Source organism: Pseudomonas sp. NFACC37-1, assembly GCF_900101575.1.
Lineage (GTDB): Bacteria > Pseudomonadota > Gammaproteobacteria > Pseudomonadales > Pseudomonadaceae > Aquipseudomonas > Aquipseudomonas fluorescens_AA.
In genome coordinates this window covers 519,165-544,630 of sequence record NZ_FMUZ01000001.1, presented here as the reverse complement: position 1 = coordinate 544,630, position 25,466 = coordinate 519,165, and the positions used below count along the sequence as shown (strand labels likewise).

The window sequence follows — 25,466 nt, the reverse complement described above, 5'->3', positions numbered from 1 at the left end:
GGCCGCTACCTGCCGGACGGCAACATCGAATACCTGGGTCGCAACGACGACCAGGTGAAGATCCGTGGTTTCCGCATCGAACTGGGCGAGATCGAAGCCAAGCTCGCCCAGCACGATGCCGTGAAAGAGGCGGTGGTGCTGGCCCGGGAAGACGTACCGGGCGACAAGCGCCTGGTGGCTTATTTCACTCAATCCGAAACGGTGGACATCGAAACCCTGCGCCGCCACTTGCAAGGGCAATTGCCGGAATACATGGTGCCCGTGGCCTATGTGCGTCTCGACGCCATGCCGTTGACCCCCAACGGCAAACTCGACCGCAAGGCCCTGCCGGCCCCTGACCAAGATGCATTGATCAGCCGCGGCTACGAAGCCCCTCGAGGCGAAATCGAAACGACCCTGGCGCAGATCTGGCAGGACCTGCTGGGCCTGCAACAGGTCGGCCGTCACGACCAGTTCTTCGAGCTGGGCGGTCATTCATTGCTGGCGATGCAACTGATCTCCCAGGTCCGTTTGCGCCTGGGCGTGGAACTGAGCCTCACCGCTCTGTTCGCTCATCCCGGACTCATGGAACTGGCGCAGGCCGTGTCCCAGGCTGGGCGCAGCACATTGCCGGAGATCGTCAGGGCCTCCCGCGACGAACCCCTGCCGCTGTCGTTCGCCCAACAGCGCCTGTGGTTCCTGGCGCAGATGGAAGGGGCCAGCTCGGCCTACCACATGCCGGCCGGGCTGCGTCTGCGTGGCACTCTGGAGCGCGTCGCCCTGCAGCGGGCGCTGGATCGCATCGTTGCCCGTCATGAGGCGTTGCGGACGACTTTCGTCCAGGTCCAGGGCGAGGAGCCCCGGCAGTGTATCGCCGCGGCCGATAGCGGTTTTGCCTTACTGCAGCATGACTTTTCCGAGCGGATCGATGCCGAAACCGAAGTGCACGCCCTGGCGGCGCGGGAAGCCGTCGACGCCTTCGACCTGGAGCACGGCCCGCTGATCCGTGGCCAGTTGATCCGCCTGGGTGACGAGGAGCATGTGCTGCTGGTGACCATGCACCACATCGTTTCGGATGCCTGGTCCATGGGGGTGTTGGTCAAGGAACTGGCAGCGCTCTACGAAGCGTTCCAGCATGACCTGGACGATCCGCTGCCGGCGCTGGCCGTGCAATACGGCGACTACGCCCTGTGGCAACGCCGCTGGCTGAGCGGCGACGTGTTGCAGGCCCAGAGCAGCTACTGGCGGCAAACCCTGGCCGATGCGCCGGCGCTGTTGATGCTGCCGACGGACCGGCCGCGCCCGGCGCAGCAGGACTACAGCGGGGCGGCGCTGCCCCTGGCGTTCGACGCCGAGCTGACGGCCAATCTCAAAACCTTGAGCCAGCGTCACGGCGTCACCCTGTACATGACGTTGATGGCGGCTTGGGCGGCGTTGTTGAGTCGCCTTTGCGGGCAGGACGACGTGGTGATCGGTTCGCCGGTGGCCAACCGCACACGGTCGGAAGTCGAAGGGTTGATCGGCTTCTTCGTCAACACCCTGGCCGTGCGTATCGACGTTTCGGGCGCACCGACGGTCGAGGCCTTGCTGGCGCGGGTCAGGCACCAGACCCTGGGCGCCCAGGCGCATCAGGACCTGCCGTTCGAGCAGGTGGTGGAAGTGCTCAATCCGGTACGCAGCCTGTCCCACAGCCCGCTGTTCCAGGCCATGTTGTCCTGGCAGACCCTGGACAACAGCGAGCTGGTGTTGGGCGACCTGAAGCTCGAAAGCCTTGGTGTGGCGAGCAATATCGCCAAGTTCGACCTGTCCCTGGAACTCGGCGAGGCTCAGGGGCAGATCTTCGGCGCCCTGGAATACGCCACGGCCTTGTTCGACGAGGCCACGGTGCAGCGTTACCTCGGTTATTTCGAGCGGGTGGTGCGTGCCATGGTGGCAAGTGACCAGGCGCTGATCGAGCAGATCGCGCTGGTGGACGACGCCGAACGCCAGCGTCTGCTGGTCGGGCTCAACGCGAACCAGGCGCCGTACCCCCGTGAACAGACAATCCATCAACTCTTCGAGGCCCAGGTCGCGATTCGGCCGCAGGCCATTGCCGTGGTATTTGAAGGCGAACGCCTGAGCTACGCCGAACTGAATCGCCAGGCCAACCAATTGGCCCATCACCTGATCGGGCTGGGCATCCGTCCCGACGACCGCGTGGCGATCTGTGTCGAGCGCAGCGCCGAAATGCTGGTGGGCCTGTTGGCGGTACTCAAGGCCGGTGGCGGCTACGTGCCGCTGGACCCGGCGTATCCCGCCGAACGTTTGGCCTACATGATCGCCGACAGCACTCCGGTAGCGCTGTTGACCCAGCGCGCACTGCAAGACTGCCTGCCGCCACTGGCAGCGCCGGTGGTGCTGCTCGACTACGTCGAGCGAGTGCGCAGCGGCATTGCCGCGGGCCGCGAAGACAACCCGGTGGTGGCGACCCTCGGCGTGCGCCATCTGGCCTACGTGATCTACACCTCGGGTTCGACCGGCGCGCCCAAGGGCGTGATGATCGAACACCGGGGGCTGGTCAACTACTGCGTAGATGCCGTGCGCCTGTTCGAGCTGACGCCGGCCGATACGGTGCTGCAGCAGAACACGTTGAACTTCGACCTCTCGGTGGAAGAGATTTTCCCGGCGCTGGTCACCGGCGCCACCCTGGCGCCGACCCGCGCGCTGTTCGGCAGCGTCGAGTTGCAGCAGGACGCCGGGCTCCGGCCAACCTTCGTGCATTTGACCGCTGCGCATTGGCATTCCCTGGCGGCCGAATGGCACGGCACGCCGGCGCAGGCCCGCGATCATCTGCGCGATGTGCGCCTGGTCAACGTCACCGGTGACGCGCTGTCGATGCAAAAACTGCAGATGTGGGACGCGGTGCGCTCGGCCCATACCCGGCTGATCAACACCTATGGCCCGACCGAGGCGACCGTATCGTGCACCGCCGCCTACATGCACTACGACGCCGACGGCGCGGCCGGCAACGCCACCATCGGCACGCCGATGGCCAACACCCGTATCTACCTGCTCGACGGCCACCGCCAGCCGGTGCCGTTCGGAGTGGCGGGAGAGATCTACATCGGTGGCGACGGCGTGGCCCGGGGTTACCTGAATCTCGACGCGATCAATGCCGAACGCTTCCTCGTCGATCCATTCAGTGACCAGCCCGACGCCCGCATGTACAAGACCGGCGACCTGGCCCGCTATCGCCCGGACGGACGCATCGAATACCTGGGGCGCAATGACTTCCAGGTCAAGGTGCGGGGATTCCGTATCGAGCTGGGTGAAATCGAAACCAGGCTCAGCCACTGCGCCGGGGTCAAGGAAGCGGCGGTGATCGTGCGCGAGGACACGCCAGGGGACAAGCGCCTGGTGGCCTATGTCGTGCCGCACGGCGGTATCACCCTGAGCGCGGCTGCCTTGCGCTCGGAACTGTCGACCCTGCTGGCCGAGTACATGGTACCGAGTGCGTTCGTCAGCCTGGCTGCGCTGCCGCTGACGCCGAACCGCAAACTCGACCGCCAGGCACTGCCGGCGCCGGATGCCGAGGCCTTCGCCAGTCGTATGCATGTAGCACCGCAAGGGGCCACGGAAGTCGCCCTGGCGCAGATCTGGCAGGGCATGCTCAACGTCGAAGCGGTGGGGCGTCACGACCACTTCTTCGAGCTGGGCGGGCATTCGTTGCTGGTGATGCGCTTGATTGCCCAGGTGCGCGAGCAGTTGGGGGTGGAACTGAGCCTGAACGAGGTCTTTGCCCAACCCGAGCTGAGTGCGTTGGCCCAGGTGCTGGCCCGAGCGGCACGCAGCACCCGGCCGGACATCGTGCCGGTGTCCCGTGAGCAGGCATTGCCGTTGTCGTTTGCCCAGCAACGCCTGTGGTTCCTCGCGCAGCTGGACAACGCCAGCGCGGCGTATCACATCCCCACCGGCTTGCGTCTGCGCGGTGTGCTGGACACCGCTGCCCTGGGCCTTGCCCTGGATCGCATCGTCGCCCGTCACGAAGCCTTGCGCACAACCTTTGTCCAGGGCCAGGAAGTGGAGCAATGCATTGCTCCGGCCGACATCGGTTTCGCCTTGCAACGGCATGACCTGTCCGCCCACCCGGATGCCGAGGCCGAGCTGTCGCGCATGGCCGGGGAGGAAGCACGGCAGGCGTTTGACCTGAGCCGTGGCCCACTGGCCCGTGGTCGCCTGGTGCACATGGGCGATGCTGACCACGTGTTGCTGGTGACCCTGCACCACATCGTCTCGGACGGCTGGTCCGCCGATGTACTGACCCGTGAATTGGGCGTGCTGTACGCTGCATTCAGCCAAGGCCAGGACGACCCGCTGCCGGCCTTGCCGGTGCAATACGCCGACTACGCCGTCTGGCAGCGGCGCTGGCTCACCGGAGAGGTGTTGAGCCGCCAGGAACGCTACTGGCAGGACACCCTGGCCGGAGCACCGGCGTTGCTGACCTTGCCGACTGACCGGCCACGGCCAGCCCAGCAGGATCATTCAGGCCACGCGGTGGGGATCGCCTTCGATGAAGCGCTGACCGAAGGCCTCAAGGCCTTGAGCCAGCGCCATGGTGCCACGTTGTTCATGACGGTGATGGCAGCGTGGGCCGCGCTGCTGAGCCGGATGTCCGGGCAGGATGATGTCGTCATCGGCACACCGACGGCGAACCGTATGCAGGCGCAGGTCGAAGACCTGATCGGCTTGTTCGTCAACACCCTGGCGATACGCGTCGAGGTTTCGGCCGAACTGACCGTCGACGCCTTGCTGCAACGGGTCAAGGCCCAGACCCTGGGCGCCCAGGCGCATCAGGATTTGCCGTTTGAGCAGGTGGTGGAAGTGGTCCGGCCATTGCGCAGCCTGTCCCACAGCCCAGTGTTCCAGGCCATGCTGTCGTGGCAGAACAGCGAAGCCGGCGGGATGGAACTGTCCGACCTGTCATTGCAAGGGCTGGGGGTGACCAGCCGTACCGCCAAGTTCGATGTTTTGCTGGACATGGCCCTGATCGATGGTCGTCTGTTCGGTTCGCTGGAGTACGCCACGGCACTGTTCGACCAGGCCACGATGGAGCGCTACCTCGGCTACCTCGAGTGTATCTTGCGCGCCATGGTTGCCGATGAGCAGGCGTTGGTGACGCAGATCCCGCTGTTGGAGGACGCAGAGCGCCAGCATCTGCTGGAAGCGTTCAATGCTACAACCGTCGACTATCCGCAAGGCCTGACCCTGCATGGCCTGTTCGAGGCACAGGTGGCAGCGTCTGCGGAGGCCGTCGCCGTGGTGTTCGAAGAGCAGCAACTGAGCTACGCCCAACTGAACGGCCGCGCCAACCAGATCGCTTACCGGTTGCTTGCCCTGGGCATTCGTCCGGATGACCGCGTGGCGATCTGCGTGGACCGCAGCACGGACATGGTCGCGGCGCTGCTGGGCATTCTCAAGTCCGGCGCCGCCTACGTGCCGCTCGATCCGGATTACCCGGCCGACCGCCTGGCCTACATGCTGGAGAGCAGCGCACCGACGGTGGTGCTCACCCAGCGCACCTTACAGGCGAGCCTGCCTGCGACCGCTGCCAGGGTGATGGTGCTCGAAGAGGAGGACTTCGCCACGCAGCCAACCGGAAATCCGCGGGTCTCGGGCCTGCATGCCAACCATTTGGCCTACGTCATCTACACCTCGGGTTCGACCGGCCTGCCCAAGGGCGTGATGAACGAGCATGGCGCGGTGGTCAATCGCCTGCTGTGGATGCAGGACGCCTACCCGCTGAGCGCCGCGGACGCGGTGCTGCAGAAGACCCCGTTCAGCTTCGACGTGTCGGTGTGGGAGTTCTTCTGGCCGCTGTTCACCGGTGCCCGGCTGGTGATGGCGCGTCCGGGTGGGCATCGCGACCCGGCGTACCTGCGTGAAGCTATCCAGCGGCACGGCATCACCACGATGCACTTCGTGCCGTCGATGCTGGACGTGTTCCTGGCCCATGGCGAAGCTGGCGAGTGCGAGGGGTTGCGTCAGGTGATGTGCAGCGGCGAAGCGTTGCCGGGGCATCTGGTGCGGCGCTTCAAGGGGCGACTGCCACGGACGGCATTGCACAACCTGTACGGCCCTACCGAAGCGGCCGTCGACGTGACGGCGTGGGACTGTTCCGGTGCCGACACACCGGACAGCACGCCGATCGGCAAGCCCATCGCCAATACCCGGATCTACTTGCTCGACGCTCATGGTCAACCGGTGCCCATGGGCGTGGCTGGGGAGATCTACATTGGTGGCGTCCAGGTGGCGCGGGGTTATCTGCACCGTCCGGAACTGACGGCCGAGCGTTTCCTCGATGACCCGTTCAGTACCCGGCCGAATGCACGGATGTACCGCACTGGCGATCTGGGTCGTTACCTGGCGGACGGCAACATCGACTACTTAGGGCGTAACGACGATCAGGTGAAGATCCGTGGGTTCCGTATCGAACTTGGCGAGATCGAAGCCAAGCTTGCCCGGCACGAGGCGATCAAGGAAAGCGTGGTGCTGGCTCGCGAAGACGTGCCGGGGTCCAAGCGGCTGGTGGCGTATTTCACCGTGCACGGTGACGAGCACCGCGTCGAGATCGAAACCCTGCGTGCCCAGTTGCTAGCGCAACTGCCGGAATACATGGTGCCGGCAGCCTATGTGCAGCTTGAGGCATTGCCGTTGACCCCCAACGGCAAGCTCGACCGCAAGGCCTTGCCGGCGCCGGACCTGGCGTCGGTGATTACCCGTGAGTACGAAGCGCCGCAGGGCGCTGTGGAAACGACACTGGCACAACTGTGGGCCGAGCTGCTCAAGGTCGAAAAGGTGGGGCGTCATGACCACTTCTTCGAATTGGGCGGGCACTCGTTGTTGGCGGTTACGTTGATCGAGCGCATGCGCCAAGCCGGCTTGAGCGCCGATGTGCGCGTGCTGTTCGGCCAGCCGACCCTGGCCGCGTTGGCGGCAGCCGTGGGCGGTACGACGGAAATCGTGGTGCCGGACAACGGCATCGTGCCGGGTTGTGAGCGGATCACCCCGCAGATGTTGCCGCTTGCCGACCTGACACAGCAGGAAGTCGACGCCATCGTTGCCTGGGTGCCCGGTGGCGTGAGCAATGTCCAGGACATCTACGCCCTGGCGCCATTGCAGGAAGGGATTCTGTATCACCACCTGGTTTCGTCGCAGGGCGATCTCTATGTGCAGCAGGCCATGTTCAACCTAGAGGGCCGTGCCCGGTTGGATGCGTTCGTGAGTGCGCTGCAAGGCGTGATCGACCGCCACGATATCCTGCGCACGGCTGTGCTTTGGGAGGGCTTGCGCGAGCCGGTGCAGGTGGTGCTGCGGGAAGCGCCACTGGCGGTGCAGACCTGTACGGTCGAGCCGGGCGAGGACGTGGTGACGCAGCTTCGTGAGCGTTTCGACCCTCGGCACTCTCGGCTCGATGTGCGCCAGGCGCCCATGATGCGGCTTGCCTGTGCCTATGACGACGAGCACCAGCGCTGGGTGGCGTTGCTGCTGTTCCATCACATTGCACTCGATCACACCGCGCTGGAGGTGATCCAGCACGATATGCAAGCGTACTTGCTCGGGCAGCAGGCACAGTTGGGCGATGCCGTGCCGTATCGCAACTACGTGGCCCAGGCGCGGCTTGGCGTGACGCAAAGCGCCCACGAGGCGTTCTTCAGGGACATGCTCCAGGATATCCAGGAGCCGACCCTTCCATTCGGTCTGCAGGACGTGCAGGGCGACAGCCATGTCATCGAACAGGCCCGGTTGGGCGTGGACGACAATTTGAATCGTCGTCTGCGGACACAATCGCGACTGCTTGGCGTCAGCGCGGCGAGCCTGCATCACCTGGCCTGGGCGCGGGTGGTGGGCGCCGTGTCCGGGCGCGAAGACGTGGTGTTCGGTACCGTACTGATGGGCCGGATGCAGGGCGGTGAGGGGGCCGATCGGGCGCTAGGGTTGTTCATCAACACCTTGCCGCTGCGGGTTGACGTCGGCGTCGACGGTGCCCGGGCAGGCGTCAAGGCAACGCATGCGCGTCTCACCGCGCTGCTAGGGCACGAACATGCGTCGCTGGCACTGGCACAGCGTTGCAGTGGTGTCGCTACGTCGACGCCGTTGTTCAGTGCACTGCTGAACTACCGGCACACTGCAACGCAGGTCACCGAGGAGGCCCAGTCGGCCTGGAACGGGATCGAGGGGCTCGGCGGCGAGGAGTGGAGCAACTATCCACTGTCGCTGAACATCGACGACCTCGGCGAGGCCTTCGTACTGACCGCCCTGGCGGAGTCGCGCATCGGGGCAGAACGCATCTGCGGCTACATGCATACGGCGCTGGAAAGCCTGGTCGATGCGCTTGAGCGCACGCCCGAGGTACCCTTGCGTGAGCTGGCGATATTGCCAGCGGCGGAACGCCGGCAACTGCTGGTCGACTTCAATGCGACCGACACGGTCTATCCTCGCGAAGAGACGGTCCACGGCTTGTTCGAAGCCCAGGTCAGGGCCCGGCCTGACGCGATTGCACTTCAGCATGGGGCGCAGCAACTCACCTACCGGGAGCTGCACGAGCGAGCCAATCACCTGGCGCATTGCTTGCTTGAACGAGGCGTCCAGCCAGGGTCTCGAGTCGCAATCATGCTGAGCCGTTCGTTCGAGCTCATCATCAGCGAACTGGCGATCCTCAAGTGCGCCGCCGTCTATGTACCGCTGGACCACCATGCGCCCGAGGAGCGGCAGCGTTTCATGTTGCAAGACAGTGCCGCGGTGCTGGTGTTGACGACCCGTGACAGGGCCTTGCCGGAAGACATGCCGCGATTGGACCTGGACACACTGCAATTGATCCAGGCTGCACAACCGGCGGTATTCCCCGGTCAAACCAGCGATACACCGGCGTACATCATGTACACCTCCGGCTCCACGGGCCACCCGAAAGGGGTGATCGTGCCGCACCTGGCCATAGGCCGATTGGCGATCAATAACGGCTACGCGGATTTCGGTGTACAGGATCGCGTGGCGTTCGCCTCGAACCCGGCGTTCGACGCCAGTACGATGGAAGTGTGGGGGGCATTGCTCAACGGCGGGCGGGTTGTGATCATTGATCACGAAACGTTGCTCAGCCCGACGCAATTCGCCCAGGCGCTGACAGAGGCCGAGGTGTCGGTGCTGTTCGTCACCACCGCCATGTTCAATCAATACCTGGTCTTGATCCCGGATGCTCTGGCAGGCTTGCGGATCCTGCTGTGCGGTGGCGAGCGCGGTGATCCTGCTTCCTTCCGCCGGCTGTTGGCCCATGCTCCTTCGCTGCGGCTGGTGCATTGCTACGGTCCCACCGAGACCACCACCTTTGCGACGACCCATGTGGTCACTGCCGTGCCACATGGCGCAACGAGTGTTCCGATCGGCCGTCCTATTGCCAACACCCGGGTGTATATCCTTGATGCCGCGCGCCAACCCGTACCTGTGGGTGTCGCGGGGGAGATCCATATCGGGGGTGTCGGGGTGGCCCTCGGTTACCTGAACCGGCCGGACCTGACCGAGGAACGCTTCATTGCCGATCCGTTCAGCGATTCGGGCAGCGCGCGCCTGTACCGCAGTGGCGATCTCGGCCGCTGGCTGCCCGACGGCACCATCGAATATCTGGATCGCAATGACGGTCAGGTCAAAATACGTGGCTTCCGTATTGAGCTCGGTGAGATCGAGGCCCGCTTGCACGAGTGCCATGGGGTGCGTGAGGCCCTGGTGGTAGCGCGTGAAGACAGTCCGGGCGACAAGTGCCTGATCGCGTATTACACCGAGCATGAGAACGGTGGGGACCTCGATGCGGACGTCCTGCGCGCCCAACTGCGCTCCGTGCTGCCGGAATACATGATCCCGGCGGCCTACGTGAGATTGACGTCGTTGCCGCTGACACTGAACGGCAAGGTCAACACCGGGGCGTTGCCGGTACCGGAAATGCACGCTTATGGGAGCCAGGACTACGAGGCGCCGCAAGGCGACCTGGAAGTCGCGCTGGCAGGCTTGTGGGCCGACGTCCTGAAGCTGGAGCGGATCGGTCGTCACGACAACTTCTTTGAGCTGGGCGGTCATTCACTGCTGGCGATCCGGCTGGTCGGATTGTTGGCACAGGCCAACCTGACCGTCTCGCTGGCCGAGCTGTTCCAGCACGAAAGCGTCGCGTCGATGGCATCGATGCTGCAGGCCCGCACCGAGGATGCCCAGGTCAAGGAGGCCATCGTACCGGTGCGCACCACTGGCCAGCAGAATCCGCTGTTCCTGGTGCACGAGTTCAGTGGCCTGGACCTGTACTTCCCGATGCTGGGCAAGCACATCGATCCGGATATCCCGGTGTATGGCCTGCCTGCCGTCGAATGGGGTGAGCCGCAGTTGCAAACGATGGAGTGCATGGCCTCGCGCCTGGTGGGGATCATTCGTTCGGTACAACCCAAAGGGCCTTATCGCCTGGCCGGCTGGTCGTTCGGTGGCGTGCTGGCCTACGAGACCGCGATCCAGCTGATCGGCCTGGACGAGGAGGTCGAGTTCGTCGGTCTCATCGACAGCTATCTGCCTCGGCTGGTGGATCAGGGCCGGTCGCGCTGGGCATTGGACGAAGCCCACAAGCTGCATCTGCTGGACCGCTGCGATGTTTTCTGGAGGGCTGCGTTGCCTGGCGAAGAAGTACTTGCAGCGATCCTGGAGAATCTGGCCGATCTGCAAGGACAATTGGATCGATTCGATTTCACAGACCTGGTGCAGCATTGCCGCGACGAGGCGGTGCTACCGGCCGAGCTGGCCGTCTATAGCGCGGAGCAGCTCTGGCAGTACCTCGATCGCGAAGTGGCCCATGGTCATGCGTTGGCCCATTACACGGTGTATCCGATTTCCGTACCGGTGCATCTGCTGGTGGCCGAAGAACGCAAGGACGACGCGCCCGAGCACTCCGGCTACCTGGGCTGGGACGCTGTCCTGCCCACGTCTAAGTTGCATTGCATCAAGGTGCCGGGTAACCACCAGAGCATGATGCAAACGCCCCATGTCAAGGCATTGGGCCAGGCCATCACTGCTGCACTCCACACCGCTGCATCGCGTCCGGCCCCCTCACCGAAGAGCGGTTACCAGCCGCTGTTGACGATCCAGGGCGGGCGTGCCGATCGGGCGCCGATCTTCTGCGTGCCGGGAGCAGGCGACAGCGTGACCGGTTTTATCGGCTTGACCGATGCCTTCGGTCCTGACTGGCCTATCCATGGGCTGCAGCACCGCGGGCTGGACGGCAGCACAGAGCCTTTCAGCCTCGTGGAGACGGCCGCCCAGGCGTACCTCGACGCGATCGACAAGGTCCAACCGGAGGGGCCGGTGCATCTGCTCGGCCATTCCTTTGGCGGCTGGATCGTGTTCGAGATGGCGGCCCGCCTGCATGCCCGGGGTCGCAAGGTGGCTTCGTTGACGCTGATCGACAGTGAGTCGCCGGGCGGCAACGGCGTGGTGGGCAAGCCCTATACCGCGACGGGGGTGCTGAATCGACTGATCGAGGCGATGCAGTTGGCTTCCGGCAAGTCGTTGGGGATCGATGCCACGGTCTTCGGTACCCAGGACGATACCGCGCAGATGCGCTTGCTGCATGCGGGCATGGTACGGGCCGGCATGCTGCCGCAGCGTTCGGCGGTGGATTCGATGCGCGGTCCGGCGCGGGCCTTCGGTACGGCCCTGCGCACGGTTTATCAACCGCAACATCGCTACACCGGGCCGGTGCGCTTGGTGCTGGCCAATGATCCAACCCTGGACACGGCCGGTAACAAACGCGAACAGGAACAAATGATCGAAGGATGGCGCAAGCATATCCCCGACCTCAGTATCTGGTACGGTCCGGGCAACCACTTCACGATCCTCAAGGCCCCTCACGTACACAACCTGGCAGCCTGGTGGCAGGACGGCCTTCCCATGCTCGACGAGGAGGCCGCCAGTGACTACGTATGACTGTCTCTCCTTGACGCGCATCCATGGAGCCCGACGCCACGTTGGCCGGGTCTGAAATCAACGCACTCATGGTTATTTATGGAAAAGTCGAAGTTTCGCAAAATCGCTATCGTGCTCGTACTGGTCGTGGTGGCCGGTCTGATTTTCTACAGCGCGCAATCGCCGGGCAAACCGCCGGAATACCTGACTGCCACGGTCGAGCGGGCTGACATCGAGAACTCGGTGTTGGCGAGCGGGACGCTCCAGGGGGTCAAGCAGGTCGACGTCGGTGCCCAGGTATCGGGCCAGCTTAAATCGCTCAAGGTCAAGTTGGGCGACAAGGTCAAGAAGGGCCAGTGGCTGGCGGAAATCGATCCGATGCTGGCACAGAACTCATTGCGCCAGACCCTGGTCAACGAAGAGAACCTGGTGGCCAAGCGGCAGGCCACGGCGGCGCAACTCAAGGATGCCAAGGCCACCTATGACCGCTACAAAAAACTGCAGCCGGACGACGCGATCTCCAAGCAGGAGTACGAGACTGCCGAGTCGAACTACAAGGTGGAAGCGGCGAACCTGCTTTCCCTCGATGCGCAGATAAAGGACGCCCGTATCCAGGTGGAAACCGCACGGGTCAACCTGGCCTACACCCACATCGTCGCGCCGATAGACGGCTATGTCGTGGGAATCGTGACGCAGGAAGGCCAGACGGTGATCGCCGAGCAACTGGCGCCGGTCCTGCTCAAGCTCGCCGACCTGGACACCATGACGGTCAAGGCGCAGGTATCGGAGGCCGATGTGATTCACATCGTTCCCGGCCAAGAGGTGTATTTCACCATCCTGGGGGAGTCGGAAAAACGCTACTACGCCACACTGCGAGGCACCGAGCCTGCGCCGCAGAACTTCCTCGAAACCCAGGCAGCCGGGGCGCCCAAACAGAACACCGCGGTGTTCTATAACAGCCTCTTCGATGTGCCGAACCCCGATCATCGCTTGCGTATCTCCATGACTGCCCAGGTTCGTATCGTCTTGGACAAAGCCAAGGATGTGCTGACGGTTCCCGTCGCCGCGCTGGGGGCGAAAAACCAGGATGGCAGCTTCGTGGTCCGTGTGCTCGATGCCGAGGGCAAGGCTCAGCCGCGCAACGTGCAGACGGGCATCAACAACAACGTCAGGGCCGAGATCAAGGATGGCCTGGCTGAAGGTGACAAGGTTGTCATCGGCGAGCCGACCCCGGCCGTGGCGGGAGCCTGACCATGACGCGACCACTGTTGGAACTCGAGGGCATCACCCGCAGTTTCCTCGCGGGCGAAAAGGCGTTCATAGCGCTCAAGAACATCAACTTGACGATCAATGCGGGCGAGGTGGTCGCGATCACCGGTGCTTCCGGCTCCGGCAAGTCGACCTTGATGAATGTACTCGGCTGCCTCGATCATCCGGACGCCGGTAGCTATAAGGTGGACGGGCGCGAAACCGGTTCGATGGACGACCGTGAACTGGCCAGGTTGCGTCGCGACCACTTCGGTTTCATTTTCCAGCGCTACCATTTGCTGCCGCACCTGAGCGCCTTGCACAACGTCGAGATGCCGGCTATTTACGCCGGTGCCGCAGAGTCACAGCGCCACAACCGTGCCGGGGACCTGTTGAAGCGCCTGGGGTTGGTGGGGCACCTGAGCAATCGGCCGAGTCAACTCTCGGGTGGCCAGCAGCAGCGGGTGAGTATCGCTCGGGCACTGATGAATGGCGGCGAGATCATTCTGGCGGACGAACCCACCGGTGCGCTGGACACCACCAGTGGCAAGGAAGTCATGAAGATCCTGCTGGAGCTCAACGCGGCGGGGCATACGGTCATCATCGTGACCCACGATGAGAAAGTGGCGGCTCACGCCCAGCGCATCATCGAGATCCGCGACGGTGAAATCGTCAGTGATCGTCCCAATCCGCAGAGGCCGCTGCAGGATCCGTCGGCACAAGACACGCGCCCGGCCAAGGTCAAGCCCACGAACGGCCTGCTCGCCAGCTTCGGCCTGTTCAGCGAGGCGTTCAACATGGCCTGGGTGGCGCTGGTCTCGCATCGAATGCGAACCCTGCTGACCATGTTGGGCATCATTATCGGTATCACCTCGGTGGTATCGATCGTGGCGATTGGCGAAGGGGTCAAGCAATATGTCCTCAAGGACATCCAGGCGATCGGCAGCAACACGATCGAAATCATGCCAGGGTCCGACTGGGGGGACAGTCGCTCCACGGCTATCGAAACGTTGGTGCTGTCCGATGTGACCGCCCTGGGCGACCAGTATTACATCGACAGTGCGACGCCCAACCTGGGTCGCAACCTGCTATTGCGTTATGAAAACATCGATGTCAATGCGACCGTCAACGGTGTGAGCGCGAGTTATTTCCAGGTTCGCGGAATCAAGATCGGCTCGGGTGTGGCGTTCAGCAATGACGATGCCCGGCGGCAATCGCAAGTGGTAGTCATCGACCACAACACAAGCCACAGACTGTTCGGCTCGCACACAGACCCACTGGGTAAGGTGATTCTCGTCGACAACCTGCCTTGCACGGTCATCGGCGTGACCGAAGACCGCAAAAGCGTCTTCAACACCAGCAAGAACCTGAACATCTGGATGCCCTATGAAACCGCGGCTGGTCGGTTGCTGGGCCAGCGTTTCCTGGACAGCATCACGGTGCGGATAAAGGACGGGCAACCGAGCAAATTAGTGGAGGACAACGTAGTCAAGCTCCTGACCCAACGCCATGGCATCAAGGATTTCTTCACCTACAACCTCGACAGTGTGATGCAAACGGTGCAGAAGACCAGCCAATCGCTGGCGCTTTTGCTCTCGTTGATTGCGATCATCTCGCTGGTGGTGGGGGGCATCGGAGTGATGAACATCATGCTCGTCTCGGTGACCGAACGTACCCGTGAGATCGGTATCCGCATGGCCGTCGGTGCACGCCAGTCCGATATCCGCCAGCAGTTCCTGGTGGAGGCAGTGATGGTGTGCCTGATGGGTGGCACGATTGGCATCGCCTTGTCGTTTGGTATCGGCTACGTCTTTTCGATCTTCGTCAAGGAGTGGCAGATGGTGTTCTCGGTGGGATCGATCGTCACCGCTGTCGTCTGTTCGACCCTGATCGGCATCGTGTTCGGCTTCGTGCCCGCGCGCAATGCCGCGCGGCTCGATCCGATCAATGCATTGGCTCGGGATTGATCCGGGCTACCCTGGCTTGAAGCCCAGTGGCGAGGGAGCAAGCTCCCTCGCCACATAAGGTGTGCCTGGCGCCTTATACCGCTACGCGTGCCACATGCGGGCGAGTCTCTCCAACCTTCCTCACCGCCTGTTCGAAGCGGTCCAGCACCATGCCGACCTCGGTCTCGGTGATGGTCAGGGGGGGCAGGAACCTGAGCACTGCGCCATGGCGCCCACCGGTTTCCATCATCAAGCCGTTGTCGAAACAGTTGAGCTTGATGGCGTGTGCCCGAGCGCCGTCAGCCTGGCCGGCGCGCTGGTTGTCGGCCGGCTTGGTGATTTCCACGCCGATCATCAGTCCGCGACCGCGGATATCGCCGATGAATGGGGAACGCTGCGCGATGTCCCGCAGGCCGCTTTCCAGTCGGTCGCCCATCCGGGCGGCATGAGCGACGAGATGGTCCTTGCGGATTTGTTGCATGGTGGCGGCGCCAGCAACCATCGCTATCTGATTGCCGCGGAAGGTCCCCGCATGCATGCCGGGGCCCCAGGTATCCAGATGTTCGGCGTAGACGATCACCGCCAGTGGGTAGCCACCGCCGATGGCTTTGGACAGTACCAGGATGTCGGGGACGATCCCGGCGTGTTCGATGGCGAATGTGCTGCCGGTGCGACCCAGGCCGGTCTGGACTTCATCGACGATCAGCAAGATGTCCTGCTCGAGGGTGATTTCCCGTAGCGCCCGCAGCCAGTTGGCCGAGGCCGGGATGCAGCCGCCTTCGCCTTGCACCACCTCGACGATGACCGCCGCCGGTTTGGCGATGCCGCCTTCCGGGTCCGAGAGGACGGTACGGATGTAGTCGATGGACAGTTGATCGGTATGCTCGCCATTGGTGCCGAACGGGCATCGAAACCGATAGGGGAAGGGCAGAAAGTGCGTACCTTGGGCAATCAGGCCATCGCCGGTCTTGGGGGACAGCTTGCCCATCGCCGACAGTGCGCCGGCCGTCATGCCATGGTAGCCGCCGTGGAACGCCATCAATGGCGAGCGTTTGGTGTAGTGGCGGGCCAATTTGATGGCGGCCTCGACGGCATCCGAACCGCTGGGCCCGCAGAAGAGAATCTTGCTGGTGTCGCGCATTTGCGCCGGCAGCATCGAGAACAGCTCCTGCACGAACGCATGCTTGGCCGGCGTGGCCAGGTCCAGTGCCTGCTGCAGGTGATCACTGTCGAGGAAGCGCATCACCGCGTCCCGGACTTCGGGCGGGTTGTGTCCCAGTGCCAGTGTCCCGGCGTTCGACAGGCAATCGAGGAACTCCTGGCCGCTGGCATCCTTGATACGCATGCCCCTGCCGCTGACGAACAGGCGCTGGAAAGTCTGCGCATAGGTACGTGCGTTCGACTCGATGTTTTCGAGGTAAGTGAGTGCTTCCATATTCGATCATCCATTGGCTATGGAACGTGAACCGAGCGGGGCCATTCATGCTCGACAGCAAGTGCAGCCATTACTGGGCAGGTCGGGCTCATTTCAACAGGCCTCCGTCTTTATCGCGAGTTTTCCTGCCGGTACCTGTCCCCAATTTCCACGCCAGACATCGGAACGGGCACAAGGTTAAATAACGGCCATACGAGCCTCATCAAGCCATCGTTAATAATCCGCCATCTCCCTGAGTTGTGCCGGTGCCGGGTGCCTTGCTGTTTTCACCTTTGACACCCCTAGAGAACCCTATGCATGTCTTCAAGCCTCCAGAGAGCATATTGCTGGTGACACTGTGTGCGGTGGCCTTGAGTGGCTGCGTATTGGGCCCCGACTATCGGGTGCCGGACGTCCCGATCGCCGCCAAGTGGCAGGCGCCGGTGCCCCATGGCGCGTCCGTGGCCGCGTTGGCCGACTGGTGGCGACAATTCGATGACCCGGCATTGGCCGAGCTGTTGCGCCTGGCCGAAGCCGATAGCCCGTCCATGGACCAGGCCTGGGCGAATATCTCGCTGGCCCGTGCGACCGCTGACAGTGACGCCGCCGATGCCTTGCCCAAGTTCGACGGTAGGCTGTCCGGTGGCCGAGGTGGGCAGCAGACCGGTTCGCAGCGCCTGGGGGGCTCAGGCTCCTCTGCAACGATGGATGCCGCCTGGGAACTCGATCTGTTCGGCAAGTTGCGCCGCAACAATGAAGCGGCCAACTCCCGCGTCGAAGCACGGGTGGATGACTGGCATGACGCGAGGGTTTCCCTGGCGGCCCAGGTGGGTGATTACTACGTGCAATACCGTGGCTGCCAGAAGTTGGTATTGGCCTACCGTGACCAGGCCCAGTCACAACAAGACACCGCGCGCATGACGCGCCAGTCGTTCGGGGCGGGCTTCACGTCCTCCGCCGACGCTGCGCTGGCCGATGCCAGTGCCGCCAGCAGCGCCGCGGCCCTGGTCCAGCAGCAGAGTGAATGCCAGGTGCTGCTCAAGAGCCTGGTGGCACTGACAGGCAGTGATGAAGGGCGACTGCTGGACGTGCTGGGCCATACGCCAGCGCAACTGCCCAAGCCGGCAGAACTCAACGTGCAGCAGGTTCCGGCCGACTTGTTGCGCCAGCGCCCGGACATCGCCTCCGGCGAGCGCGAACTGGCAGCGGCGAATGCCGAGATCGGCGTGGCTCAGGCTGATCGCCTGCCGAGTCTGAGTCTTTCCGGGACGATTTCCGTGGGAACCATGGTGGGCCAGCGCAACCGTTCCTGGTCGCTGGGCCCGGTGCTGTCGATTCCGCTGTTCGACGGCGGCAAGCGTCGCGCGGCGGAGAAGGGTGCCAAGGCCTCGTATGACGCGGCCCTGGCGGTCTATCGCCAAACGCTGCGCACCGGTGTAATGGAAGTGGAGCAGGCCCTGGTGCGTCTCGATGCGGCACGGCGCCGGGAGTCGGATGTGGAGCGTTCGACCGCAGGTTTCCGGGAGTCTTTCGAGGCCATCGACCGCAGTTGGCAGGCCGGCAATGTCAGCCTGCTGGACCGGGAAACCGCGCGCCGCCAGGCGCTGACAGCCGAGATTGAATTGATCACCTTGCAGCAGAATCAAGTGCGCTACTGGATCGCCCTGTACAAGGCACTGGGGGGCGGCTGGCAAGCCGGTCAGCCCCTGGCGCGAAGTCGAGCATCGGGCGGGGACGGCGCGTGAGGTCGCGATCAGGCAAGTTCGCGTTGGCGATCGCGGTATGCGCGATTGTGGTGGCGTTGATCTATTTTCGCCGGGGCGCTGAACCGGTGGAGGCCGCCCCCCGGGTCAGCAGCTTGAGCGTGGAAGTTGTCCAGGCGCAACGCCAGGTCTGGCCACAGTTACTGTTTGCCAATGGCGCGCTCGCCCCCTGGCAGGAAGCGGTCATCAATGCCGAGACCAGCAACCTGCGCATCGCCAGCATCGAGGCCGATGTGGGCAGCCGGGTGAAGAAAGGCCAATTACTGGCCACGCTGGCCAGCGAAACGGTGGTTGCCGAAGAGAACAAGCAGAAGGCGCTCGTCGACCAGGCCGGCGCCAACCTGGAGCAGGCCCGTTCCAATGATCGTCGGGCCCGGGTCGTCGGGCAAGGCGGGGCCTTGTCGGAGCAACAACGTGAAGACTACCGGATCAAGGTCGCGCTCGCCGAGGCTGACCTCGCCGGCGCCCGCGCCGAATTGCAGAGCACGCGGATCAGGCTCGGACAGACCCGCATCCTCGCCGTGGACGATGGCATCATTTCGGCGCGCACGGCACTGCTTGGCAAGGTGCTCTCCGCCGGCGACGAGCTGTTTCGCATGGTGCGCGACGGCCGCATCGAATGGCAGGCCGAGCTGGATGCCCGCCAACTGGCCCAGGTTCAGCCTGGCCAGATCGCCCGCATGACGTTGCCCGACGGCCAGAGCCTGGAAGGGCGCGTGCGGCTGGTATCGCCCACGTTGAATACCAAGACCAGCCGGGGATTGGTGTATGTCTCCCTGCCCACCGACAGCGCCGCCCAGGCCGGTATGTATGCCAGCGGCCAGATCGAGCTGGCGCCCCGCGAGGCCGTCACGGTGCCAGACACTGCCGTCATCCTGCGGGACGGGCGTTCCTATGTGTTCACGCTCAATGATGACATGCGCGTGGTCCAGCGACCGGTGGTGGTCGGCCGACGCTTGCATCAGGCCGTGGAGATTCTCAGCGGCCTCGATGAGCCTGCCCGAATCGTGCGTGCTGGCGGTGCGTTTCTCAACGATGGCGCGAGTGTGACCCTCGTTCAATCCCAGGTCGCCCAGCCATGAACATTTCAGCCCTGTCGATCCGCCATCCGGTCCCGGCCGTCATGCTGTTCATTCTGCTGACGCTCTTTGGGCTGTCGGGTTTCGAGAAACTCGCCATCCAGGATTTTCCGGACATGGACCTGCCAGTGGTGGTGATCAGCGCCTCGCTGGAGGGCGCGGCCCCGGAGCAACTGGAAACGGAAGTGGCGCGCAAGATCGAGGACAAGCTGACGTCCCTGCGCCTGCTCAAGCACGTGACGACGACCATCACCGATGGTGCCGTCAACATCAGCATCAGCTTTGACATCGACAAGGATGGCAACGAGGCGCTCAACGAAGTGCGTAACGCGGTCGACAGTGCCATGGCGCAGTTGCCGGCGAGCCTGGACACACCCTCGGTTTCCCGGCTGACCACCAGCGCCTCGGCATTGCTCACCTATGTCATCGACTCCGATAACCTGGATGAAGAAGCGTTGTCGTGGTTCGTCGACAATGAGCTGAGCAAACAGCTGCTGGCGGTGCCCGGGGTGGCAATGATCGCGCGCATGGGCGGTGTCGACCGGGAAGTCCAGGTCAATCTCGACCCGGCCCTGATGGCGGGCCTGGGTATTCGCGTCACGGACATCGCCAACCAGTTACGGGCGATGCAAAAGGACAACTCCGGTGGCCAGGGCAATCTGGGCAGTGGCCAGCAAGCCATGCGGACCCTGGGTGCCATTGACGATCCGGCGGCCCTCGGTGCCATCGACATTCCCAGCGGCGACGGTCGCCTGCTCGCCCTGGGGCAGTTGGCCGACATTCGCGACACCCACGCCGAACGCAGCACCCGGGCGTTTCGCGATGGCAGGCCCGTGATCGGTTTCCAGGTCACCCGTTCCCTGGGGTTCTCCGATGTCGGCGTCGCCAATGACGTACGCAAGGCCATGATCGCGTTTGAAAAACAGCATCCCAACGTGCAGATCGTTGAAGCCAGTGACACGGTCAAGGCCGTGCTCGCCAACTATCACGATTCGATGAATTTGCTGTACGAAGGCATGCTGTTGGCGGTGCTGGTGGTCTGGTGGTTCCTGCGGGACTGGCGCGCCACGCTCATCGTCGCCACGGCACTGCCGCTGTCGATCATCCCCACCTTTGGCGTGATGTACCTGGCCGGGTTCACCCTCAACGCCGTCTCCCTGCTGGCCCTGGCGCTGGTCATCGGTGTGCTGGTGGACGATGCCATCGTCGAGATCGAGAACATCGCGCGACACTTGCGCATGGGCAAAACCCCGCTTCAGGCTGCCACCGAGGCCGCGGATGAAATCGGTCTGGCGGTGCTCGCCACGACGGCCACCCTGGTCGCAGTGTTCCTGCCCACGGCGTTCATGGGGGGGATCGCCGGCAAGCTGTTCCGCCAGTTCGGCGTGACGGCGTCGGCGGCGCTGCTGTTTTCACTGCTGGTGGCGCGGCTGCTGACGCCGATGATGGCGGCTTATTTCCTCAAGGCAAGGCATGAAGCCGACCATGACAGCCCGTTGATGACTCGCTACCTGGGCTGGATCCATGCCAGCCTGACTTGGCGCAAGACGACGATGGGCCTGGCCGGCCTGTGCTTCGTCGGGGCTCTGGCGCTGGTCCCGTTGCTGCCCACCAGCTTCCTGCCAGCGCAGGACACCGGCCGCAGCAAGATAACATTGGAGATGCCGCCAGGAACGACACTGGAACACACCACCGCGATGGCCTTGCAGGCCAGCGAACGGCTGCGCGAACTCCCCGACGTCACGCATGTGTTCAGCTCGGTGGGGACCGCCAGCAGTTCGGGCGCCGGGCCTGGCGATATCACTGGCGCCGGCGATGCGATCCTGACGGTGGAGCTGGCGCCTCGCAATGTACGCGATCGCAAGCAGGTGGAGGTCGAAGCGCAGATGCGCCAGGTGTTGCGCACGCTTGCGGGAGTACGCATCAATGTTGGCGGCGATGGCAGCGGAGAGAAGCTCAATATCGTGCTTGCCAGCGATGACGGCGATCTGCTGGAGCGCACGGCAAGCGCCCTTGAACCCCAGTTGCGTGAGTTGCGCGGGATCGGCAATGTCTCGTCCAGCAGCGCCTTGCAACGACCGGAAATCCAGATGCGGCCGGATTTTGCCCGGGCAGCGGAATTGGGTATCACCAGCCAGGACATCGCCGATACTTTGCGCATGGCGACTTACGGCGAATACTCCTCGCAACTGGGCAAGATCAATTTATCCCAGCGCCAGGTGGACGTGCGGGTGCGCATGGATTCGCTATTGCGCGATGACTTGCAGGCGATCAGCCAATTGCGGGTAACCGGTCGAGACGGCCAGGTCGCCCTGGCCTCGTTGGGCGACATCAGCATGGGCAGCGGGCCGGCGCAAATCAGCCGACTGGACCGCCTGCGCAATGTCACCCTGTCTATCGAGCTCAACGGTCGCAACCTGGGTGAGGTCATGGCCGAGGTCCGCCAACTGCCGGTGATGCGCAACTTGCCAGCCGAAGTGAAACTGGTGGAGCAGGGCGAATTGCAACTGATGACGGAGTTGTTCGCCAGCTTCGGCCTGGCCATGGCCATCGGCGTGTTTTGTATCTATTCAGTCCTGGTGTTGTTGTTCCACGACTTCTTGCAACCGGCCACGATTCTTTCGGCCTTGCCGCTCTCGCTAGGTGGCGCGTTGTTGGCCTTGCTGGTGTGCAACTTCAGTTTTTCCCTGTCATCGGTCATCGGTTTGCTGATGTTGATGGGCATCGTGACCAAGAACTCCATTCTGTTGGTGGAGTACGCCATCATGGCTCGCCGCGACTATGGCTTGGATCGATACGATGCGTTGGTGGATGCTTGCCACAAGCGTGCCCGCCCGATTCTGATGACCACCATTGCGATGGGGGCCGGGATGTTGCCGACGGCGATGGGAATGGGCGAGGACCCGAGTTTCAGGCAACCGATGGCAGTGGTGGTCATGGGTGGTTTGCTGACGTCGACGTTGTTGAGCCTGCTGGTGGTACCGGTGATTTTCACTTACGTGGACGATGCGCTTGAATGGCTTAAGCGTCGCACTCGATCGCCCAGGGAGGAAGGTGCGGTAGAAGAGGTTTGAGGGGGAAAACAATATTCCCCCAACAAATACTCGATTCGGTCAGTGAACGAGCAATCGTTGGGGGTAGGTTTATACGGCTTGTTGGATCGGGCTATTGCCATTCCATTCCATGTGAGCCGGTGTGGCATCCATCGAATGCATCCAGCGGATCAGCGAACGACGCCCACCAATCCCCATCTTTATGGCCGCGCGCTTCAGATAACTTTCAACTGTATTGACCTTCAGGTTCAGTTGTTCGGCAAGTTCGGGGGCAGTGCGTCCGGCCAGTAAACCTACGCACACTTCCGTTTCGCGAGAAGATAGACTCAAACCCGACAGTAGCAATCGATCGGCGAACCTTTGGCGCAGTGCTTCCATGCCGCCGTTTTCCGAAGCGTCCAATGCCAGGAAAGGGTCTTGCCGAGTGGATTCCGGCGGAACAAGGGCTGCCACGTGCTCCTCGACCATGGGCAATAAAAGACAGGAAAAATCTTTCAATAGTGCATGTTCTTGTGCGGTAAATCCCTTTGAAAGAGGCGATCGATAGATGGACAGCACATAACGACGACCATTCTTTCGGGTCGACAGATGTAATTGTGTAGTCGTACTGTGGCCCGGGGATTTTTCTGGGCGCTCGCATTTAAGCAGGCAGCGGGAAAAGTTGGGTATTTTCTGCGATGCCGCATCTTCAAAGAGTATGTCGTCGGCGAGGAAAAAGGGCTTGGCGGTGTGCGTGTCCATGAGCGCACCGACGCAAGCATTGTCCAGGCCGACGCAACCGATGCTAGAGGTGCTGGGTTCGGACATATTACTTGTGCCGATCCGTTGTTCGGTAATATGTGTTGCGTCCACGGGTATTTCCGTGAGTATCAGGTCGTGGAGCATACGCGGAAAATTGCGACTGCCTGTGCTGGCAATGACTTTACCAACGTGCGGGAATAATCGTTGTAGGTTCATCCTTTCTCCAAAATCATCCAATTATTTGATTAAAGCTGCAGCTCAGTATGCTTGGGTATCTTTGCCGGAATATTTCGTGCGGGGAGTATCTGGGCAATATCCAGGGATTTATGGAGTGTGTCTGACGAGCGGTGTGTCATGAGGGGCGTGGTTAGTACCGTTGCTCTATTGATGGCATTCTTGCTGAGGACCTCGTTATAAGTTTTAAGCGTGCATGGCAACGTGCCGTAAATTATGTGTTCTCCTTTCGATCCTAATGACGTATTGAGTCTTTCAATTGGCCAGCCAGAACGCTTCAGGATTTTTTCCATCAGGGTGTCTACGACGATTTCATATGCGTGAAATTTTTGTTGTTGGGCGAACTTAATCATTGACAGGAAAAGTGCCGCTGTGCGAATGTCTACATTGGCTCGGGTGAGTTTTCCCGTAGGGAAATTGTTGGCTGAAAGTGCAAATCTTGTGGCTTCCCAACAGTGACCCAAGTGCGGTCTGGTTTTCTCGGTTGGAAGGATAAAGCTCAGGGGGCCGCTCATCAACGTGGGTTTGCTGGAGGGGCGTAGTCGAACACAGCCGGTGACACGGTCATTTTCATGGGCGTAGATGTAGATCGCGTCGGGGTCGTCGTATTCATCCCACTCATAATCGCTGCCTTGATAACTTTCAATGTCCCACTTCTTTCGATCGATGAAAGCGAGTTTGCGAATGGACAGTATTTGTTCGAGGGTGTTAAGGGAGATTTTTGAGTAGCTTGCGATGCTGGTGGATACGCCGGAAAATCCATAGGTGCATGAGGAGTAGTTCATGGATACGACTTCTTGGCTGCAGGTGAAGCTACTGTTAACTTTGCACTAAGGTATTTCAACTGTCCTAAAGTACAGTCTTTGGTTTATAGAGTGTCCAGCCTAATTAGTGGGCCCGATTTTGTGCGCGACTTATAAATTGTTGGTGAGCTCGTTAGTTGTGGATTTGTATCGCTGCGAATCCAAAAAAGTATAGGTGCGGCATGATGGCAAATAGGTGTTGGTCGAGTGGGTTTACATGAGTCGAACTACGCTTGATTTATTGTTTTTTTGACGATTATAAAAATACCCATCGTAACTGATTGATATTTGACTGTTCAAAAAATTGACGCGCTCGGATAGAGTCCAGCCTCTGTAAGCAAACGGTCATCTAGCAATGGGTAGGATGACTTTCTTTCATGGGTTGATTCATCGGATGTGAATCCGAGGGATATCGGTTGGTGAGTGAGGTTTAGTATGTGGCAAATTGATGTTGGTCTAGTGTGATTGCTCTATTTGAGTTGGTCGTATGACCTCGTATGACTGGAATGGTTGACTTCATGTCACTGCGCTTGAAGTCATGTGGAAAGATGATGGATTGATCTGCCCCTGAAAATGAGCCGTACAGGCTTCTGATATGGATGGATGCTATGAATTACATTGCGCTTACGTTGTTGACCGTGTTGTTGGTTCCGGGACCGACGAATTCATTGTTGTTGCAAGCTGGCATCAGTAGAGGGTTCAACACGCGTTCGATGCGCTTCGTCGCAGCCGAGTGGTTGGCATACGTTATTCAGATGTCGATGTGGGGAGTGTTCATTGACTTGCTGATGACCGATCACTCGTGGGTGGTGATCGCTACCAAGATTTTTGCTGTGTGTTTTTTGTTTTATATTTCCTTGAAACTTTGGTTCTCGGTTAAAGACCATGCGCTTGGGGCGGCGACGGGTATTACCGTTCCGGATTTATTTGTGGCAACGCTGACAAATCCCAAGGGGTTGTTTTTTGTTTCCTTCGTTGCGCCGGCGGGCACATTCCTGTCGTTGGATAACTGGCTGTCATTCATTCTGCTATTTACAGCCATTATTTTTCCGGTAGGGCTTGTGTGGATTGCAGTGGGCGCTTTTTGTGGTCGAAAATTTCATGCAGTTGTATCGGGACGATTTTTAAATCGAGCCATTTCGTTGGTGATTGGGTTGTTCGCCTGCGGTATGCTTTTCAATATCGCATCCCAGGTGAATTTCGTCTGAGTGTGCCCTGGTATTGAGGTTGAGGGCATCGAGT

9 protein-coding genes and 2 pseudogenes are annotated in these 25,466 nt (G+C 61.7%); 8 read left to right on the top strand and 3 right to left on the bottom strand.

Features of this window, described 5'->3' with window-relative positions; all coding sequences use genetic code 11:
- From BLP82_RS02310 to BLP82_RS31895, 4 genes and pseudogenes are all read left to right on the top strand, one after another.
- Positions 1-11,964: non-ribosomal peptide synthetase (locus BLP82_RS02310; protein WP_092164986.1), on the top strand; the 11,964-nt coding region annotated here is incomplete at its 5' end.
- 78 nt (positions 11,965-12,042) lie between these two features.
- Positions 12,043-13,194: a macrolide transporter subunit MacA gene (macA, locus tag BLP82_RS02305; protein ID WP_092164984.1), complete on the top strand. Its 1,152-nt coding sequence runs from the start codon at positions 12,043-12,045 to the stop codon at positions 13,192-13,194.
- Between the two features lie 2 nt (positions 13,195-13,196).
- Positions 13,197-13,884: pseudogene (locus BLP82_RS31900) on the top strand (ABC transporter ATP-binding protein); the annotation flags it as partial.
- Between the two features lie 65 nt (positions 13,885-13,949).
- Positions 13,950-15,158: pseudogene (locus BLP82_RS31895) on the top strand (ABC transporter permease); the annotation flags it as partial.
- A 73-nt stretch (positions 15,159-15,231) separates the two neighbouring features.
- Here the strand turns inward: BLP82_RS31895 and BLP82_RS02295 are convergent.
- Positions 15,232-16,572 (bottom strand): diaminobutyrate--2-oxoglutarate transaminase family protein, encoded by a 1,341-nt coding sequence (locus tag BLP82_RS02295; protein WP_092164980.1) that lies wholly within the window; start codon positions 16,570-16,572, stop codon positions 15,232-15,234.
- Between the two features lie 293 nt (positions 16,573-16,865).
- On the opposite strand from BLP82_RS02295, the gene BLP82_RS02290 reads away from it, so the two are divergent.
- The 3 genes from BLP82_RS02290 to BLP82_RS02280 are packed head-to-tail and all read left to right on the top strand — an operon-like array spanning position 16,866 to position 22,467.
- Positions 16,866-18,296, top strand: coding sequence for an efflux transporter outer membrane subunit (locus BLP82_RS02290; protein WP_092164978.1), 1,431 nt, complete (start codon positions 16,866-16,868; stop codon positions 18,294-18,296).
- The gene (locus BLP82_RS02285) at positions 18,293-19,396 is read left to right on the top strand and encodes an efflux RND transporter periplasmic adaptor subunit (protein WP_371914092.1); all 1,104 of its coding nucleotides are present in this window, start codon (positions 18,293-18,295) and stop codon (positions 19,394-19,396) included. Before BLP82_RS02290 ends, BLP82_RS02285 begins: the two co-directional genes overlap by 4 nt.
- Positions 19,393-22,467 (top strand): efflux RND transporter permease subunit, encoded by a 3,075-nt coding sequence (locus BLP82_RS02280; protein ID WP_092164974.1) that lies wholly within the window; start codon positions 19,393-19,395, stop codon positions 22,465-22,467. Before BLP82_RS02285 ends, BLP82_RS02280 begins: the two co-directional genes overlap by 4 nt.
- Positions 22,468-22,536: 69 nt before the next feature.
- Here BLP82_RS02280 and BLP82_RS02275 read toward each other — a convergent pair whose 3' ends face one another.
- On the bottom strand, positions 22,537-23,403 hold the full coding sequence (locus BLP82_RS02275) for a helix-turn-helix domain-containing protein (RefSeq protein WP_092164972.1): 867 nt from the start codon (positions 23,401-23,403) through the stop codon (positions 22,537-22,539).
- Positions 23,404-23,432: 29 nt separating this feature from the next.
- Positions 23,433-24,206 carry an acyl-homoserine-lactone synthase gene (locus tag BLP82_RS02270; protein WP_092164970.1) on the bottom strand — a complete coding sequence of 258 codons (774 nt, stop codon included), beginning with the start codon at positions 24,204-24,206 and terminating at the stop codon, positions 23,433-23,435.
- A 626-nt stretch (positions 24,207-24,832) separates the two neighbouring features.
- Here BLP82_RS02270 and BLP82_RS02265 point away from each other — a divergent pair.
- Positions 24,833-25,432, top strand: a complete 600-nt coding sequence (locus BLP82_RS02265; RefSeq protein WP_092164968.1) for a LysE family translocator — start codon at positions 24,833-24,835, stop codon at positions 25,430-25,432.
- The last annotated feature ends 34 nt before the right edge of the window (positions 25,433-25,466 follow it).